This window comes from Paenibacillus sp. FSL R5-0475 (genome assembly GCF_038004585.1).
GTDB lineage: Bacteria > Bacillota > Bacilli > Paenibacillales > Paenibacillaceae > Paenibacillus_AQ.
In genome coordinates, this window is sequence record NZ_JBBORK010000001.1 from 6,653,438 (window position 1) to 6,668,442 (window position 15,005).

A 15,005-nucleotide genomic window follows, 5' to 3' on the forward strand; every position below is an offset into this window, starting at 1 on the left:
TAAGTTCTCCTTCTTTTACAACATTTTGCCCATCATACATAGTATCATTTTTTTTCGCTTGCTGCACAAAATTGTAGAGGGTCTCTTTTTTTTCTATAATCGCTCGGGGTTATACCAGTACTGTTCTTAAATAAACGATAAAAATACGAACTACTAGTAAATCCAGTTTTTTCTGCGATATCAACAATGGTACATTCAGAGGTCTTTAACAGCTCTTTGGCTTTATTCAACCGCATTTCACTAATTATATCGGGTAGTGCTTTTGTAGTTAATTGTTTATATAACCGGCTCAAATAGATTGGAGACATCGAGAGTTCGTCTGCAATTGAATTTAGGCACAGGTTGGAATTGCTATAATCTCGCTCAATAATTTGATGTACTTTTCTAATGAGATCTTCTTGTTTTGTACTTCTTTTCTCTTCGAGTTTTTCACTTATTTCTTCAAATATCTTGAAATATGGAGTGTTGATTTCTTCCATGGTTTCAACATGATTTGGTAGTAAGAACGTTGTATCGAATTCGGGTAATGTTAAAATCGCATTGTTCTTTTTTAATGTTCGCAAGACGTTATTAACAGTAAGTGCTAAATGCGATACGACAAGTTGAACAACGGTAAAAGAATATTCTGATATCTCTCCTACGATATCAATATAGATGCTCCGTGCCTTTTCCGCATTTCCTGACATCAAGGATTCAATGAACTGTTTTTCTTTGTGAACTGGAAACATATATTCTTTGGTTTTTAAGTTCATAATGTCAACCGAAAAGAGGATGCTGCCGTATCCTTTGAATAATCGATGGTAAGAAGCCTCAAGTACTTGCTTGTAGACTAAGATGCATTGCTCAATGGATTCCTTCACAGGACTAAAGGTAATCGTGATGGATAATTTTAAATGTTTGGCGATTGACAATTGCATAAGCTCTGCCATTTCAATCAGCGAATCCCGTTCCGTTATATAAAGCGGATCATGAAAGTTTAGCAAAAGTAAAAGACTATCATCCCCCATATCAATGGCTTCGACTTGAAAGATCGGTGAGGAAATTTCTGTACAAATGTTCATTATGGCATATTTGAGCAATTTTATATCTTCTTTGTATTTCTCGAGGACTGTGGGGAATTGATCGATCCTTATCAAAACAATCAGTGATTTATTATTAACCATAAGCTCTGAATTGAAGTAATGTAATTTCTGTTGTAATACCTCAGCATTATTCGTTTCTCTACCTAAAATCGTATTTCTAAGAAAATCCTGCTTGAGAATATGTTGATGGTTACGTCTTTCTGTTTCCAGGGTTTTGAACTTGCGTATGACTTTGTCAATCGGGCGATATACGCTATGGGATAAAGTTAACGAAATCAACAATCCTAAGAGAAGAATGCCAATACAGATAAATAATATTCGATACCTCATTTCATTTATTTCTTGAGTGATATTGCTATAAGGGGTAATCCGAACATATTTCCAGCCTAATGAATCGGGTGTAGTAAACGTTATTAAAGATTTAACTCCATCCACGGTGTCTACAAAATATGTAGATTCTGATGTATCCTGAATAATTTTCTGTATATAGGTTTTATCAGATATATCAGTTAGCATCTCTTGCTTATCACTACTGGAATATAATATTCCATCCTGATTAATGATAAACGTGTTATTCTCCGAGATCTCTTTCCCCGACTGATCCATTCGCAGGCCTAACCATGATGCCGAGATATTGACAACAACAGCTGTATTTAAATCTTTATTATCATCAATGACGCTATAACATAAGTAAGTGTAGCTTGATACTGGAGTGGTCTGAACCGAACCTATGTTATAGGTTCTGGGAATCGGTTGAAAGGGGCGATGTTCTTTGAATTTCATAAAAAGGTCTAGAATTCCATCATCATCCAGTTCGGACTTCGGTTGAATTCCGCTTCGTGAATTATTGGAACTAATATAGAACTGATTGGATTTCGCATTATATACATAAATGGATTCAATGAATGGTAAGGATGCGCGATAGTTATCAAGTTGTTGCTGTGCAAAAATGACATCATAGATATTCAAGTCCGCATAATACAACAACTTAGATACCGCAGAATCATAGTAAATCTGGGAGGACAGTGAGGTAACAGTCTCTGTCATAGTAGATAATTGCGTTTTAATTTGATTTAGACTATTTGAATCGGAACGATAAACTTGTTTAAGTGCGATGCTTGTAAAGTTCATATAAAGAATAGTTGAAGTTATCAAAAGGGTAATAACAACACATCCAATAGAGCCAAGGAGTATTCGGCTGTAAACTTTTTTATGCTCTTTAGACCAATGTTTTATCATTTTTTGAAACCCCTTTCATCGCTGGTCTGAGTATAAATCATCAGTCTGGTGCTTTCAATCAAATTTATAAATCCAGCAGCCGAAATTAGGTTAAATGTAGTGAATATTCACAAAAGTACAGAAATTTCATACTTCACAAATACGGAGATTACAGCAATGTGTGTCATTGTACAGTATATTATCGAATCCGCTTCTTCTATGATTTGGAAGTAAGATTCACGAGCAATTCTATTCAGGAGGAGGTCAGTCATGTTTAAGAAGAAAGGTTTTTTTTATGAATTAAATAAGAATAAAATCATGTTTTTGATGATAGCACCGACACTGCTTTTTTTCTTAATAAATTCTTATGCTCCAATGGTCGGCATCTATTATGCATTCACAAGTTATGATTTTGCAGGTGGTTTATTTGGAAGTCCGTTTGTAGGATTAGACAATTTTAAATTTTTAACGCAATCTGGAATTCTGTTGAAGTTGACAATCAATACGCTTGGATACAACGTGGTTTTTATCATATTAGGTAACGCGGTATCTATAGGGGCAGCAATCCTATTAAGTGAAGTCCGAGGGAAGCTATTTAAAAAGTTATCACAATCCATTATGTTTCTACCCTACTTCGTTTCGTTTGTTCTGATTAGTGTTTTAGCGTTTAACATGTTTAATGCTGATTCTGGTTTTGTTAATCAGTTACTCAAATCGTTCGGATTGGATCCAGTAGACATATACAATACACCATGGCTCTGGCCATTTCTGATTACAGCATTTTATTTATGGAAGAACCTGGGTTATTCCATGGTCATTTATCTTGCATCCATCATGGGAATTAGCGATGAGTATTACGAAGCTGCCAAAATTGATGGTGCAAATATTTTTCAGCGAATCTGGTATATTATCATACCTATGCTGAAGTCAACATTTATCATTCTGCTCTTATTTGCACTCGGAAGCATTATGAAAGGTCAATTCGATCTGTTCTATCAGCTTGTCGGGAACAACGGAGTGCTCTTCAACGTTACGGATATTGTAGATACTTACGTTTATCGATCTTTGAAAGTTAATTTTGATATTGGTATGGCAACTGCTGCTGGTTTGTATCAGTCTATCTTCGGATTTGTAATGATTATGACAGTGAATTATATCATCAAGAAAATTAATGATGACTACGCATTGTTCTAAAGTAGGGAGGAGGGATTACATTGGATGACAACATTCTAAGTTCTAGAGTTTTCCGCATGATGGCTTACCTGATTATTATGATTTTTTCTTTGCTCTGTCTCTTTCCTTTCCTTCTGATCATTTCAGGCTCATTGACAGCCAATGAATCCATTATTCGCGACGGTTTTCACTTGATTCCTAAAGTGTTCTCGCTGGAAGGTTATGAAATGGTATTTATCTTTCCAACTCAGCTAATCAAGGCTTATGGTGTAACGATTTTTGTAACTGTGATTGGAACGTTGGTGGGATTGTTTCTTATTACGATGGCGGGTTACGTTCTGCAGAGGAAAGATTTCAAGTATCGCAATCATTTGTCCTTCTTCATTTATTTCACAACGCTGTTTGGAGGGGGGCTTGTGCCCTGGTACATCATGCTGACTACATACTTTGGGCTGGCAGACACCTATGCCGTACTGATATTACCTGGTCTTATGACACCTTTTCTCATTATTTTAATGAAAAACTTTATCAAATCTGCGATTCCGGAAGAATTATTCGAATCGGCCAAAATCGATGGCGCGAACGACTTTAGGATCTACTACAGTATCGTGCTGAAGCTTGCTATGCCTGGCATAGCGACTGTCGGTCTGTTCCTTGCTCTGACGTACTGGAACGACTGGTTCATGTCTTCTTTGTTCATTAATGACGTTAGCATGTATCAGCTTCAATACTACTTGTATAACACGATCAATACCATGATGTTCGTTTCTCAAATGGCCACTGGAACCGGTGTAACCCTAGGGCGTGACATTCCGACAGAGTCGACCAAGATGGCAATGGCGATCGTCGTTACTGGACCCATTATTTTCTTATATCCGTTTGTGCAGCGATATTTTGTGAAGGGATTAACGATTGGTGCAGTGAAGGGTTAGTACCGAAAGCAAACGAAGGGAACTCGTATGCGATCGGCTGACATAGATCATTTAATTAAGGGGAGGGTTAGTATGAGAAAAGGAAAAAAGAAATTGTTAACGATCGGCACTTCTTTATTCTTAACTGCAAGTTTGTTTGCTGGCTGCAGTAGTAATAGCACGAATACTAAGGAGGCATCGTCAGAATCAACAACGAATTCGAATTCGAATACCAGTACTCCAGCACCAGAAGCATCAGAAGCGACTGGAATCGACACATCCAAGAAAGTAGAGCTTCAGTTCTATATGCTGGGCGATGCCCCAAAGGATTTAAATCTCATTCAGGATGAAGTTAACAAAATGGCATTAGAAGATTTGAATGCAACCGTCAAATTCAACTTCACAACCTGGACAGACTGGGAGTCGAAGTATAAGCTTCTGTTGTCCTCAGGGCAGCCGATTGACCTGATCTTTACGGCAGAATGGACAAATTACCAGTCATATGCGGTGAAAGGGGCTTTCCTTCCGCTAGATGATCTCCTACCGAAGGCTGCACCTAAGCTACAAGCATATGTACCACAGGATTTCTGGGAAGCAGTCAAGGTTGATAAGAAAATTTACACCGTTCCAGCTATCTGGAAGGAGTATGTAAATGATGGTATTGCCTATCGGGAAGATTTGCGTAAAAAGTATAATTTGCCAAAGCCGGAATCACTCGAAACGCTAGAGCAGTATTTGGATGGCATACGCAAGAATGAACCGGATATGCTACCTCTGGCGGATACTGAGGTTAGTCATGTAGATTCCATCCGTCAAATGACTACTACGACTGTGAATACCAACGATAAAGTTCCATATGGACTTAGCATCATGTATGACACTCCAAGAGACGTAACCAGCTATTGGGGCTCTCCGCAGCATTTGGAAGATTTAAAAATGTTCAGGAGTTGGCAAGAAAAAGGGTACTTTATGAAGAATATGCTGAACATTAAAGATAGTGGTAGTGATATATTTGCTGCCGGTAAAGCCGCAGCAATTTTGGGAAGTGAGAATCCTAACCGCTTTGGTGATGCTGTTGTCAAAGTGAAATCACTGCATCCGAATTGGGAGCTAGGCTATTCCCCGTATCCGAACATGAAAGGATTCTCTTCACCCGTTCACCCGATTCATAATGGCTTTGCAGTTCCACGCAGCAGCAAAAACCCAGAGAGAGCTCTTGCTTTCTATGAGAAATTGGTCACGGATAAACGCTACAATTGGCTGACGCAATACGGTATTGAAGGCAAGCATTTTGAAATTGAAGATGGGAAATATTATAAAATGCTTGGTGATGCCCAATCAAATGGATTCACAAGAGAAGGTATGAATGGATGGGCATGGAGAAATCCGGAGTTCATGTTGTTTGATAAGAGCTATCAAGCTGTGCTAGACATGTTCGATGAAATGGATAAGATAGCAAAACCGAATATTTTCCAAGGTTTCGGAGAGGATTGGACGTCTTATCAAGCAGAGAAGGCGGCTCTTCTACAAGTTGAAAAGCAATACTTATATCCTTTGAATGATGGTATGGTTAAGGATGTTGAAGCCGGCTTGAAGTTATTTATGGAAAAGGCCAAAAAAGCTGGTCTCGATAAAATTCAAGCGGAATACACGAAGCAATGGATAAAGTATTTGGATGATAATAACATTCAGTAAGCTAGTCTAGAGTTACTTAGAGAGAACAACAGGATTAACCTCCTGTTGTTCTCTACTACAAGGGTGGAATATTTATGAAGGTTCTTTTTCATGGAACGGCTGCATTTGAAGGAATTCCCTCGCTATTCTGTCATTGCGAGACTTGCAAGCATGCCAAAGTACGTGGTGGAAAAAATATTCGTACACGCACTTCGGTCTTGATTGATGAAATACTTAAGATTGATTTTCCGGCGGACACCTTACATCATTCCATTCGTGATTCTGTAGATATGGATAAGGTTCGCGATTTATTGTTTACACATTCACATTCCGATCATTTGTATCCTGAAGATTTACTGATTCGTGCGCTTGGTTATGCTCAATTTAATGAAGAGGAAGAACTTCATCTATACGGTCATGATTTGCCTATTAAGCACTGTAGTCAATTGCTTGCCACGGAAAGGCATCGCTTCCAACTTCACAACTTGAAGCCCTTTGAAACCGTACAAACACAAACAGCTACGATTACGCCATTGCTTGCCAATCATGATTCTAAAGAAACTTGTTTATTGTATTACATAGAAAAGGATGAAAAAGCCATTTTCTATGGTCACGACAGCGGTTGGTTTCCCAAACAGACTTGGGACTGGTTGAAAGGAAAAAAACTGGATCTTGCTATTCTAGAATGTACGACTGGGAATGCCCCAAATTGTGAAGTTCACATGAATGTTGAAGATACTCTAAAAACACGGGAATGGTTAATCGAGAATTTTGTTATGAAAGCAGAAGGGCGAATCGTAGTCACTCATTTCTCTCATAATGCTCATCTGTTGCATGAAGATTTGGTTCATATTTTTGAGCCGAATGGGATTACAGTAGCATTTGATGGGATGCAACTGGACATATGAGTTAGCGCATAAGTGAAATGAGGATATTTCTATGATTTCAATGGCATTCTTTTTAGTTTTATTTTCAGGTATTACCCATGCGGTATGGAACCTATTTACAAAGAGAAGTTTGAATAAATACGTATTTCTCTGGTCGATTCATATTGTTGGTACACTTGCTCTATTACCTTATTTTATTATTGAGCTGCTTCAAGTTGAGCTTCATGCGGAGACACTTGGCTATATGGCGATATCTGCTTTATTTCAAGGGTCGTACTTCATTTTCCTCTCTAAATCGTATTCCTATGGTGATTTATCGCAGACCTATCCAATCATGCGAGGTACTGGTGTCATGCTAGTGACCTTGTTAAGTGTTGTGTTATTCGGGGATTCCTTAACTCTAGTAGGCTGGATAGGCTTTTGTTGTATCATAGTAGGGCTCTTTATTATTAGTGGAATCGTTAATCGTCATGCAAATCAAGGGAAAACGACTCATTCTATATCCATTCTTTATGCAATTGTAGTAGGGATGTGTGTTGCGGGCTATACATTAATGGACAAACTAATTGTCCAGCAATTATCTCCACTATCAACGCTTGAATTATCCAATATTAATTATGTAATCGTCGCTTTTTTCATGGTCATAAGAGCCGGTCGTGCACAAATTATAAGGGAATGGCAACAAAACTGGAAAATGATCTTGATTGGTTGTATTTGCTCGCCAGCTTCTTATTTTATGTTTCTGATGGCAATGAAGCTTGCTCCACTAGCTTCAATTGCGCCAATACGAGAAATTGGAACGGTTGTAGGTACGATTCTTGGCATACTTGTACTAAAAGAGAAGCAAGGAGTGCGAAGAATTATCATGTCGGCTGTGATTACCTGTGGGATCATCTCCATTGCCATATGGGGATAAGTTGATTTTACTAGAATTGAGGACTACGTTCTGACCGTATAGGGTAAAAATGAAAGGCCTCTCGTAGGAATACGAGAGGCCTTTCATTCTGTTAAGCATTAGATAGTTTTATACTGTCTAATTGACGGGGCAACTCACAGGTGAATATGCCTCATTCTAATTCTTGTTCTAAAACAGTTTTTACTAAACGACGTACTTCATCTGTTGATTTTGTATCCATTAATTGGTTTCTTAATTCGCTTGCGCCTCTAAATCCACGAACATAGATTTTGAAAAAGCGAAGAAGTGGTTTAAATGAACGTGGCTCGAGTTCATTTGAATATTTATCGTGAAGATCCAACTGTAATAGAAGTAAATTGAGAAAATCCTTTGGACTATGTTCTTTAGGTTCTTTTTCAAAAGCAAATGGATTGGTGAAGATGCCGCGGCCAATCATGACACCATCAACGCCGTATTGCTCAACTAACTTTAATCCTGTTGCGCGGTCCGGGATATCTCCATTTATAGTTAATAACGTATTTGGAGCAATTTCATCGCGTAATTTTTTTATTTCAGGGATTAACTCCCAGTGTGCATCTACTTTACTCATTTCTTCTTTTGTACGAAGGTGAATGGAAAGATTCGCAATATCTTGCTTCAATATATGTGTTAACCAATCCCGCCACTCATCAATCTCAGAGTAACCCAATCTTGTTTTAACACTAACCGGCAATCCACCGGCTTTTGTTGCTTGAATAATTTTTTCTGCAACCTCAGGATGTAGTATTAATCCAGCACCTTTTCCATTGGACGCGACGTTTTGTGCGGGGCATCCCATGTTTAAATCGATACCGCGAAAACCAAGTTTTTTCATATCAATACTCATCTGTTCAAAAAATACAGGTTTATCACCCCAAATATGAGCGACAATTGGTTGCTCATCTTCTGTGAACGTTAATCGACCACGTACACTGTCTTTTCCTACAGGGTGACAATAGCTTTCTGTATTAGTGAATTCTGTGAAAAACACGTCGGGTTTGGCAGCTTCACTAATGACGTGACGAAATACAACATCTGTGACATCTTCCATTGGTGCTAATATAAAAAACGGCTTCGGTAAATCAAGCCAAAAGTTTTGTTCGTTACTCATATTATCTCCTCTTGTTGCGATATATAAAAACATATAAGTTATAGCAAAGACCTTTTACCCAACATACATATTATCATTTTTTTTCGTTTATTGCACAGAAGAAAGGAGAATACATACAGCGAAATCAATATACATAGCTTATAGCTTGAAGTGCTAAAATAAGATGTATAAAGCTTTATTAATGGCAACATGAGATAACAATACAGTAGAAGTGGTGAAGATATGGGGATAACTGTAAAAGATATGCTGCAACTTCCTTCCTTTCGAGGAGCAAAGGTGCTAACTGGAAATAATAATCTACACCGCACCATTTCTTCTTTATCCGTACTAGAGGTTTCAAATGCGGATTATTCTTCTCGAATTGTCCATTCCATTCAAGAAGAGTGGTATGCGGAAGAGATAGTGATCAGCTCTTTTTACTCCATTAAGGACAGTGTAGAGAAACAGTGTGAAACGATTGAGTACTTGCACGAGCTTGGAGAAGTAGGATTGATCTTATACTATGTAGGAATTATCATTCCTGAAGTAGCTGACGAGGTACTGCAATTAGCAGAGTCCAAAAATTTCATCATCATTTGTATGCCGGAAAATGATTTTTCACTTCGTTACAACGAAGTGATTTATGAAGTGATGGAAGCGATTGTTCTGAACAATCAGACGATCAATGATAATTTTGTAAATGAAGCGTTAGAGAAAGTATCCCTTTTGCCAGAACACTCACGGAGCGTCGAAATTACGCTGAAAATATTGTCTGATCGGCTGAAAGCGAACGTCATCCTGACGAACACCCAGTTAGATATCGTAAATCAAGTAATGTGGCCCCGTAATTCATCGTTAAACGTGGGGTATATTATTGAGACCTTCGCCCCCTATCTGATGAATATGACGAAAGGACAAACAGAGCCTGTTTCAAATTGCTATGTGGAATACAAGAGTATTCATCAAAAAAACGGAGAAGCGCTGCATTTATTTTTGATTAAAGAGAACTCAAAATTACCTGCGAAGACCATCGATAAAATCAGCGAGGTTGTACAAGTAGCGATCAATTTGTGGGGGGATAAGCATAACGAGGTTAGCGAATATGCCTTGGTAAAAGCAATTATTAATGATGAAAGCGAAAAAATGCGAAGACTGGCTCATTTTCTCCACATTGATGTCTCTTCCATTCAGATGATGTGGTTAGTATATATTCACGATTTATCGCAAGAGAAACAAATTCGTGAAGAGCTGGAAGAGCATTTGTTCAAATATTATAAAACGGCGGTCATTCAAACTATCGATCATTGTATAATAGCCCTTATGGGAAATTGCTCTTACAAGTACAATGAGTATGAAATTGCAGGGGAGTATATTGACACGACGAATTCAGCCCCGCTTATTTCCGAAATGGTCTATGCTCCCCGAATGAGAAATACACAAGATGTACGACGCATGTATCGGCTGGTGAACAGTGTGGGACGGAAAGTCCATCTGATGTATGAGCATCGTAAATTGTACACAGCAGCCGAGATGCGTTCTATGAAACAAGCTATTGAGTTAAGTGAACAGGGAGAAGAAATACTTGAAGAATGGATGTCTGTGATTGACCCCATTCTAGGTGATCCAGAGTCGATAAAAACACTCATAACCTTCTTGTTAGATGCAAAGGGGAATTTTGATAACTGTGGGAAAATGCTGTTTGTTCATAAAAATACAGTAAAATATCGTATTAGAAAGATCAGTGAATTAATTGGCTATGATGTAACCGTCAACTCCGAATCTTACGATGTGTATATCGCTTGCATGATTTATCGACTCACACATAGCTAGTATAATCCGTAGTTTTTGTCGAATAAGACAAAAATCACGGATTTTTTTTTATTTTAGAAAAAGACGTAATCTCATGGTTCCTTCTATAATAAGAAAAATTACTTTTCGAGGAGGAGAACTAACATGAGAAAGGACGGAGCACCTCAGTCTTGGTTCACTCTGGGGATGGTATGGGCCGGAGCGGTGATCAGTATACCTGGCCTCCTGGTTGGGAATACGTTGATATCTGGTATGAGCTTACCTATGACATTATTGATCGCTTTTTTAGGGTACGCCATTATCGTTGTCCTTATGATACTTCAGGGGATTCAGAGTACGGATCTTGGGAAAACAACCGTTCAAGTCGCAGCCCAAGTCTTTGGCAAAAAAGGCTCGCGAACGATTTTATCCATTATTCTCGCTATTGCTTGCCTCGGTTGGTTCGGGATTCAGGCTAATGTATGCGGGGCGGCACTGGCGAACCTGCTGGCGGAGTATGGAGTGATAGTCCCAGTTCCCCTTGCTTCTTTAATTAGCGGTTTGGTTATGGTGATCTCAGCAATGTACGGAATGAAAGTGCTGAGAGTACTTAGTTATATTGCAGTACCTTTATTAATCGTGATTTGCATATATGGTTTAGTTCAAGTGTTCACTATGGATTCCGTGCAGAACATTTGGAGCTACCAGCCTGAGAAGCATATGAATTTCATGGATGGCTTAGCTGTAACAATAGGCTCATTTGCCTTAGGGGCTGTCATTGCAGGCGACTACTCTCAGTTCTCAAGAAAACGTTCTGACGTATTAAAAGCAGCGTTAATCGGAATTGTTCCTTCTGGCGTACTGATGATTAGTGTGGGTGCTATTTTATCGATTGCTTACCAGACTAGCGATATTGCGGCCGTCTTTATAAATATTACAACGCCTTTTATTGGGGGTACTGTTTTGATTCTGGCTGCTTGGAAAACGAATATGGTCAACGCAATCTCGGGTGGATTTGCGCTTACCAATGTATTGCATATTTCCAAAGAAAAAGAAAAATGGGCAGTAGGGATTGCTGGACTCATCGGGACTGTACTCGCTGTGATTGGTATCTTGAATTATTTCACGCCAGTGATGTCGATCTTGTCAGCTATGGTTCCGCCGGTAGCAGGGGTAATGATTGCATCCTATTGGATCATGAATAAAGGCGATAAGAACCGTTGGAAGGAAACAGAGGGCGTTAATCGTCTAGGGGTATTTTCTTGGCTGGTCGGATCCATTATTGCTTGTATGCCCGTTGTGCTGTCCTTTTTCCCAAGCTTACCTCAATTATCAAATCAGCCATTACTCGGTATCGTCATTTCATTTGTCTTATATATTGTCTGCTACCGATTTACTGCCTCAAAAACTGTCATATTGGAGGGAAATAAATGAGATATTTAGATGAACAATCGATTGAACATATTGCCGTAGGCGCTGCATTTTTAGGCACAGGTGGAGGAGGAGATCCTTACATCGGTAAACTCATGGCTCTTTCGGCTATTGAAAAGTACGGACCTGTAAGACTTTATTCTGTGGATGAAATCGAGGATGAAGACTTTTTCATTCCTTCCGCCATGATGGGTGCGCCTTCTGTATTAGTGGAGAAATTTCCGAAAGGCGATGAGTTTGTTAAGGTATTTCAGATGCTGGCCAAATATTTGGGCCGAGAAAAAATTACAGGCACATTTCCGATGGAAGCAGGCGGAGTCAATTCGATGATTCCGATCGTCGTTGCAGCACAGCTGAATTTACCGCTTATTGATTGCGATGGGATGGGTAGGGCATTTCCTGAATTGCAGATGGTGACGTTTAACCTGGATGGCATTTCGGCTGCGCCGCTCGCAATTTCGGATGAAAAAGGGAACATTGGTATTTTTGAGACGATCGATAATAAATGGACCGAACGGTTAGCCCGTACAGCTACTGTGGAGATGGGAGCTAGTGCTTTGGTAAGTCTGTATCCAACGACTGGGGCTCAAATCAAGAACAGCGGTGTCCATAACATCGTGACGCTATCTGAGCAGATTGGAGAGATCATTTCTTCAAACAACAGAGATGCAAAAGACAAGCTTGAAGAGCTTCTAAACCTGACATCCGGTTACGAGCTGTTTCAAGGGAAAATAACAGATGTCATCCGGGAAACCAAAGGCGGCTTCAATTTTGGGGAAATGAACCTAGAGGGCATTGAAGGAAATAAAGAGGAGCAGATGAAGGTATATTTTCAAAATGAGAATCTGCTTGCCAAGAAAAATGGCCAGGTTGTAGCCATGACCCCGGATTTAATATGCTTAGTCGATTATGAAACTTTATTGCCTGTTACAACAGAGAGCTTGAAATATGGAAAACGCGTACGCGTCATTGGCTTACCGGCACATCCTAAATGGAGAACGGAAAAAGGAATCGAAACGGTAGGACCGAGATACTTTGGGTATGATTACGATTATGCTCCTATTGAAGAATTGGTGAGTAAGGCGGTGGCTAAACATGTTTAGAATTGGAATAGATGTAGGTGGCACGAATACCGATGCTATTATTTTGGACGAGCAAAGCCGATTAATTCATAGCGTTAAATCCCCAACGACACTGGATATAAAAACGGGGATTGAGACGTCACTGCGTAATGTATTGAAGGAAGCGAGCATTGATAAAACGAAAATCACACATGCAATGCTTGGGACAACGCAGTGTACTAATGCCATTGTGGAACGGAAGAAATTAGCCAAAGTTGGTGTGATTCGGTTAGGATTCCCTGCTACCGCTTCTGTTCTGCCATATACGGCTTGGCCTAAAGACATGGTGGAAAAACTATCAGGAAACTATGCATTAGTTCATGGTGGGTATGAATATGATGGTAAGTTGCTCAGTGAGCTTGATGAGGAGGAGATTAAAGAGCTTCTAGTAGAATGGCGAAATAAAGTAGAATCTATTGCGATCATTGGTGTGTTCTCATCCATCAAAAATGACCAGGAGTTCAAGGTTCGAGACTTAATCTGGGAAGCATACGGGACAAATTATCCGGTTTCTTGCTCCTCCTTGATCGGGTCTGTTGGCCTGATTGAACGTGAGAATGCAACCATACTGAATGCGGCTTTATGCAAAGTCATCGAGACCACTAGCACAGGTTTTGAAAATGCGTTAGAAGCAGAAGGGATTCAAGGCGCTGAGGTGTACTTATGCCAAAATGACGGTACACTTATGTCGATTGAATATGCTAAGCAATTTCCGATCCTTACGATTGCCTGTGGACCAACAAATAGCATCCGGGGAGCTTCTTATTTAGCGAACATTAAAAATACGATGGTACTCGATGTTGGTGGCACCACATCGGATATCGGTGTCTTACAGGATGGATTTCCAAGAGAGTCTTCTGTAGCAGTGGAAGTAGGAGATATTCGCACGAACTTTAGAATGCCAGACATTATCTCTGTAGGACTTGGCGGCGGAAGTATTGTTCGCGTAGACAATGGCAAGATTACAGTTGGGCCGGATAGCGTGGGCTATAAGATCACAGAAGAAGCACTCGTATTTGGTGGAAGCACCTTGACTACGACGGATATTGCGGTTCGCCTTGGGTTAGCTGACGTGGGAGATAAAAGTTTAGTAAGTCACATCGATGAGCAATTTTCCAAACAAGTCCTATCCGTAATTTCTTCGATCATAGCCAAGGCGATTGATAAGATGAAAACTTCTTCCGAAGATGTACAGATTGTACTCGTAGGCGGGGGCAGTGTTATTATTCCAGATGGAATTCCCGGAGTAGCCAGCATTATTAAAGTAGAGAACGGTGGAGTTGCCAATGCCATCGGTGCATCGATTTCTCAAATTAGCGGACAGTATGAACAAATTTATATTTATTCGCGAGAGCCGCGAGAGCAGTCGTTAAGGGATGCTGAGGAAAAAGCGGTGAAACAAGCGGTATTGGCAGGAGCCGATCCTACTACGATTAAATTGGTTGAGGTTGAAGAGACGCCACTTGCCTATCATCCGGAAAATGCAACCAGATTAAGAGTTAAGGTTGTAGGTAAAATGAGTTAGAGACCTTTTGAACAGCTCTTTGAAGCAAAATAATTCCATGATGTAAAACTAGAAGCTTCTCATGAGTTCTTTGAACTTGTGTGAAGCTTCTTTTTTTATGAAAAATAGGATTGCTCAATATAGTCTAAATGAGTATTATGAGTAGGTATGTTCTTATAAAAATAGAGACAA

Annotated in this window: 11 protein-coding genes; 9 read left to right on the top strand and 2 right to left on the bottom strand. The window is 39.5% G+C overall.

The window, feature by feature from the left end:
- Nucleotides 1-44: 44 nt before the first annotated feature.
- Complete coding sequence (locus tag MKX41_RS29665; protein ID WP_340974351.1) at nt 45-2,321, bottom strand: AraC family transcriptional regulator; 2,277 nt, start codon at nt 2,319-2,321, stop codon at nt 45-47.
- 249 nt (nt 2,322-2,570) lie between these two features.
- Between MKX41_RS29665 and MKX41_RS29670 the strand changes: the two genes are divergently transcribed.
- The 5 genes from MKX41_RS29670 (at nt 2,571) to MKX41_RS29690 (ending at nt 7,861) form a co-directional block, all read left to right on the top strand.
- Nucleotides 2,571-3,494: an ABC transporter permease gene (locus MKX41_RS29670; protein WP_340974353.1), complete on the top strand. Its 924-nt coding sequence runs from the start codon at nt 2,571-2,573 to the stop codon at nt 3,492-3,494.
- 56 nt (nt 3,495-3,550) lie between these two features.
- Complete coding sequence (locus MKX41_RS29675; RefSeq protein ID WP_371915721.1) at nt 3,551-4,405, top strand: carbohydrate ABC transporter permease; 855 nt, start codon at nt 3,551-3,553, stop codon at nt 4,403-4,405.
- 72 nt (nt 4,406-4,477) lie between these two features.
- Nucleotides 4,478-6,079, top strand: coding sequence for an extracellular solute-binding protein (locus MKX41_RS29680; protein ID WP_340974355.1), 1,602 nt, complete (start codon nt 4,478-4,480; stop codon nt 6,077-6,079).
- A gap of 74 nt (nt 6,080-6,153) precedes the next feature.
- Nucleotides 6,154-6,966: an MBL fold metallo-hydrolase gene (locus MKX41_RS29685; RefSeq protein ID WP_339269095.1), complete on the top strand. Its 813-nt coding sequence runs from the start codon at nt 6,154-6,156 to the stop codon at nt 6,964-6,966.
- Nucleotides 6,967-6,997: 31 nt separating this feature from the next.
- Nucleotides 6,998-7,861: a DMT family transporter gene (locus tag MKX41_RS29690; RefSeq protein ID WP_340974358.1), complete on the top strand. Its 864-nt coding sequence runs from the start codon at nt 6,998-7,000 to the stop codon at nt 7,859-7,861.
- 151 nt (nt 7,862-8,012) lie between these two features.
- On the opposite strand, the gene MKX41_RS29695 is transcribed toward MKX41_RS29690, so the two are convergent.
- Entirely contained in the window at nt 8,013-8,990 is a 978-nt protein-coding gene (locus tag MKX41_RS29695; RefSeq protein WP_340974359.1) for a tRNA dihydrouridine synthase, read from the bottom strand.
- A gap of 222 nt (nt 8,991-9,212) precedes the next feature.
- Here MKX41_RS29695 and MKX41_RS29700 point away from each other — a divergent pair, with 222 nt between their 5' ends.
- From MKX41_RS29700 to MKX41_RS29715, 4 genes are all read left to right on the top strand, one after another.
- On the top strand, nt 9,213-10,799 hold the full coding sequence (locus MKX41_RS29700) for a PucR family transcriptional regulator (protein WP_076283942.1): 1,587 nt from the start codon (nt 9,213-9,215) through the stop codon (nt 10,797-10,799).
- 123 nt (nt 10,800-10,922) lie between these two features.
- Nucleotides 10,923-12,191: a cytosine permease gene (locus tag MKX41_RS29705; RefSeq protein WP_076283943.1), complete on the top strand. Its 1,269-nt coding sequence runs from the start codon at nt 10,923-10,925 to the stop codon at nt 12,189-12,191.
- The gene (locus MKX41_RS29710; protein WP_340974360.1) at nt 12,188-13,291 is read left to right on the top strand and encodes a DUF917 domain-containing protein; all 1,104 of its coding nucleotides are present in this window, start codon (nt 12,188-12,190) and stop codon (nt 13,289-13,291) included. The genes MKX41_RS29705 and MKX41_RS29710 overlap by 4 nt, the downstream gene beginning before the upstream one ends.
- Nucleotides 13,284-14,834 (top strand): hydantoinase/oxoprolinase family protein, encoded by a 1,551-nt coding sequence (locus MKX41_RS29715; protein ID WP_340974362.1) that lies wholly within the window; start codon nt 13,284-13,286, stop codon nt 14,832-14,834. The genes MKX41_RS29710 and MKX41_RS29715 overlap by 8 nt, the downstream gene beginning before the upstream one ends.
- The last annotated feature ends 171 nt before the right edge of the window (nt 14,835-15,005 follow it).

What these genes read in the sequence shown, in the direction of transcription:
- MKX41_RS29705 (WP_076283943.1), top strand. Translation starts at nt 10,923, where the DNA reads ATGAGAAAGGACGGAGCACCTCAGTCTTGGTTCACTCTGGGGATGGTA.
- MKX41_RS29670 (WP_340974353.1), top strand. Translation starts at nt 2,571, where the DNA reads ATGTTTAAGAAGAAAGGTTTTTTTTATGAATTAAATAAGAATAAAATC.
- MKX41_RS29680 (WP_340974355.1), top strand. Translation starts at nt 4,478, where the DNA reads ATGAGAAAAGGAAAAAAGAAATTGTTAACGATCGGCACTTCTTTATTC.
- MKX41_RS29685 (WP_339269095.1), top strand. Translation starts at nt 6,154, where the DNA reads ATGAAGGTTCTTTTTCATGGAACGGCTGCATTTGAAGGAATTCCCTCG.
- MKX41_RS29710 (WP_340974360.1), top strand. Translation starts at nt 12,188, where the DNA reads ATGAGATATTTAGATGAACAATCGATTGAACATATTGCCGTAGGCGCT.
- MKX41_RS29690 (WP_340974358.1), top strand. Translation starts at nt 6,998, where the DNA reads ATGATTTCAATGGCATTCTTTTTAGTTTTATTTTCAGGTATTACCCAT.
- MKX41_RS29665 (WP_340974351.1), bottom strand. Translation starts at nt 2,321, where the DNA reads ATGATAAAACATTGGTCTAAAGAGCATAAAAAAGTTTACAGCCGAATA.
- MKX41_RS29695 (WP_340974359.1), bottom strand. Translation starts at nt 8,990, where the DNA reads ATGAGTAACGAACAAAACTTTTGGCTTGATTTACCGAAGCCGTTTTTT.
- MKX41_RS29700 (WP_076283942.1), top strand. Translation starts at nt 9,213, where the DNA reads ATGGGGATAACTGTAAAAGATATGCTGCAACTTCCTTCCTTTCGAGGA.
- MKX41_RS29675 (WP_371915721.1), top strand. Translation starts at nt 3,551, where the DNA reads ATGATGGCTTACCTGATTATTATGATTTTTTCTTTGCTCTGTCTCTTT.
- MKX41_RS29715 (WP_340974362.1), top strand. Translation starts at nt 13,284, where the DNA reads ATGTTTAGAATTGGAATAGATGTAGGTGGCACGAATACCGATGCTATT.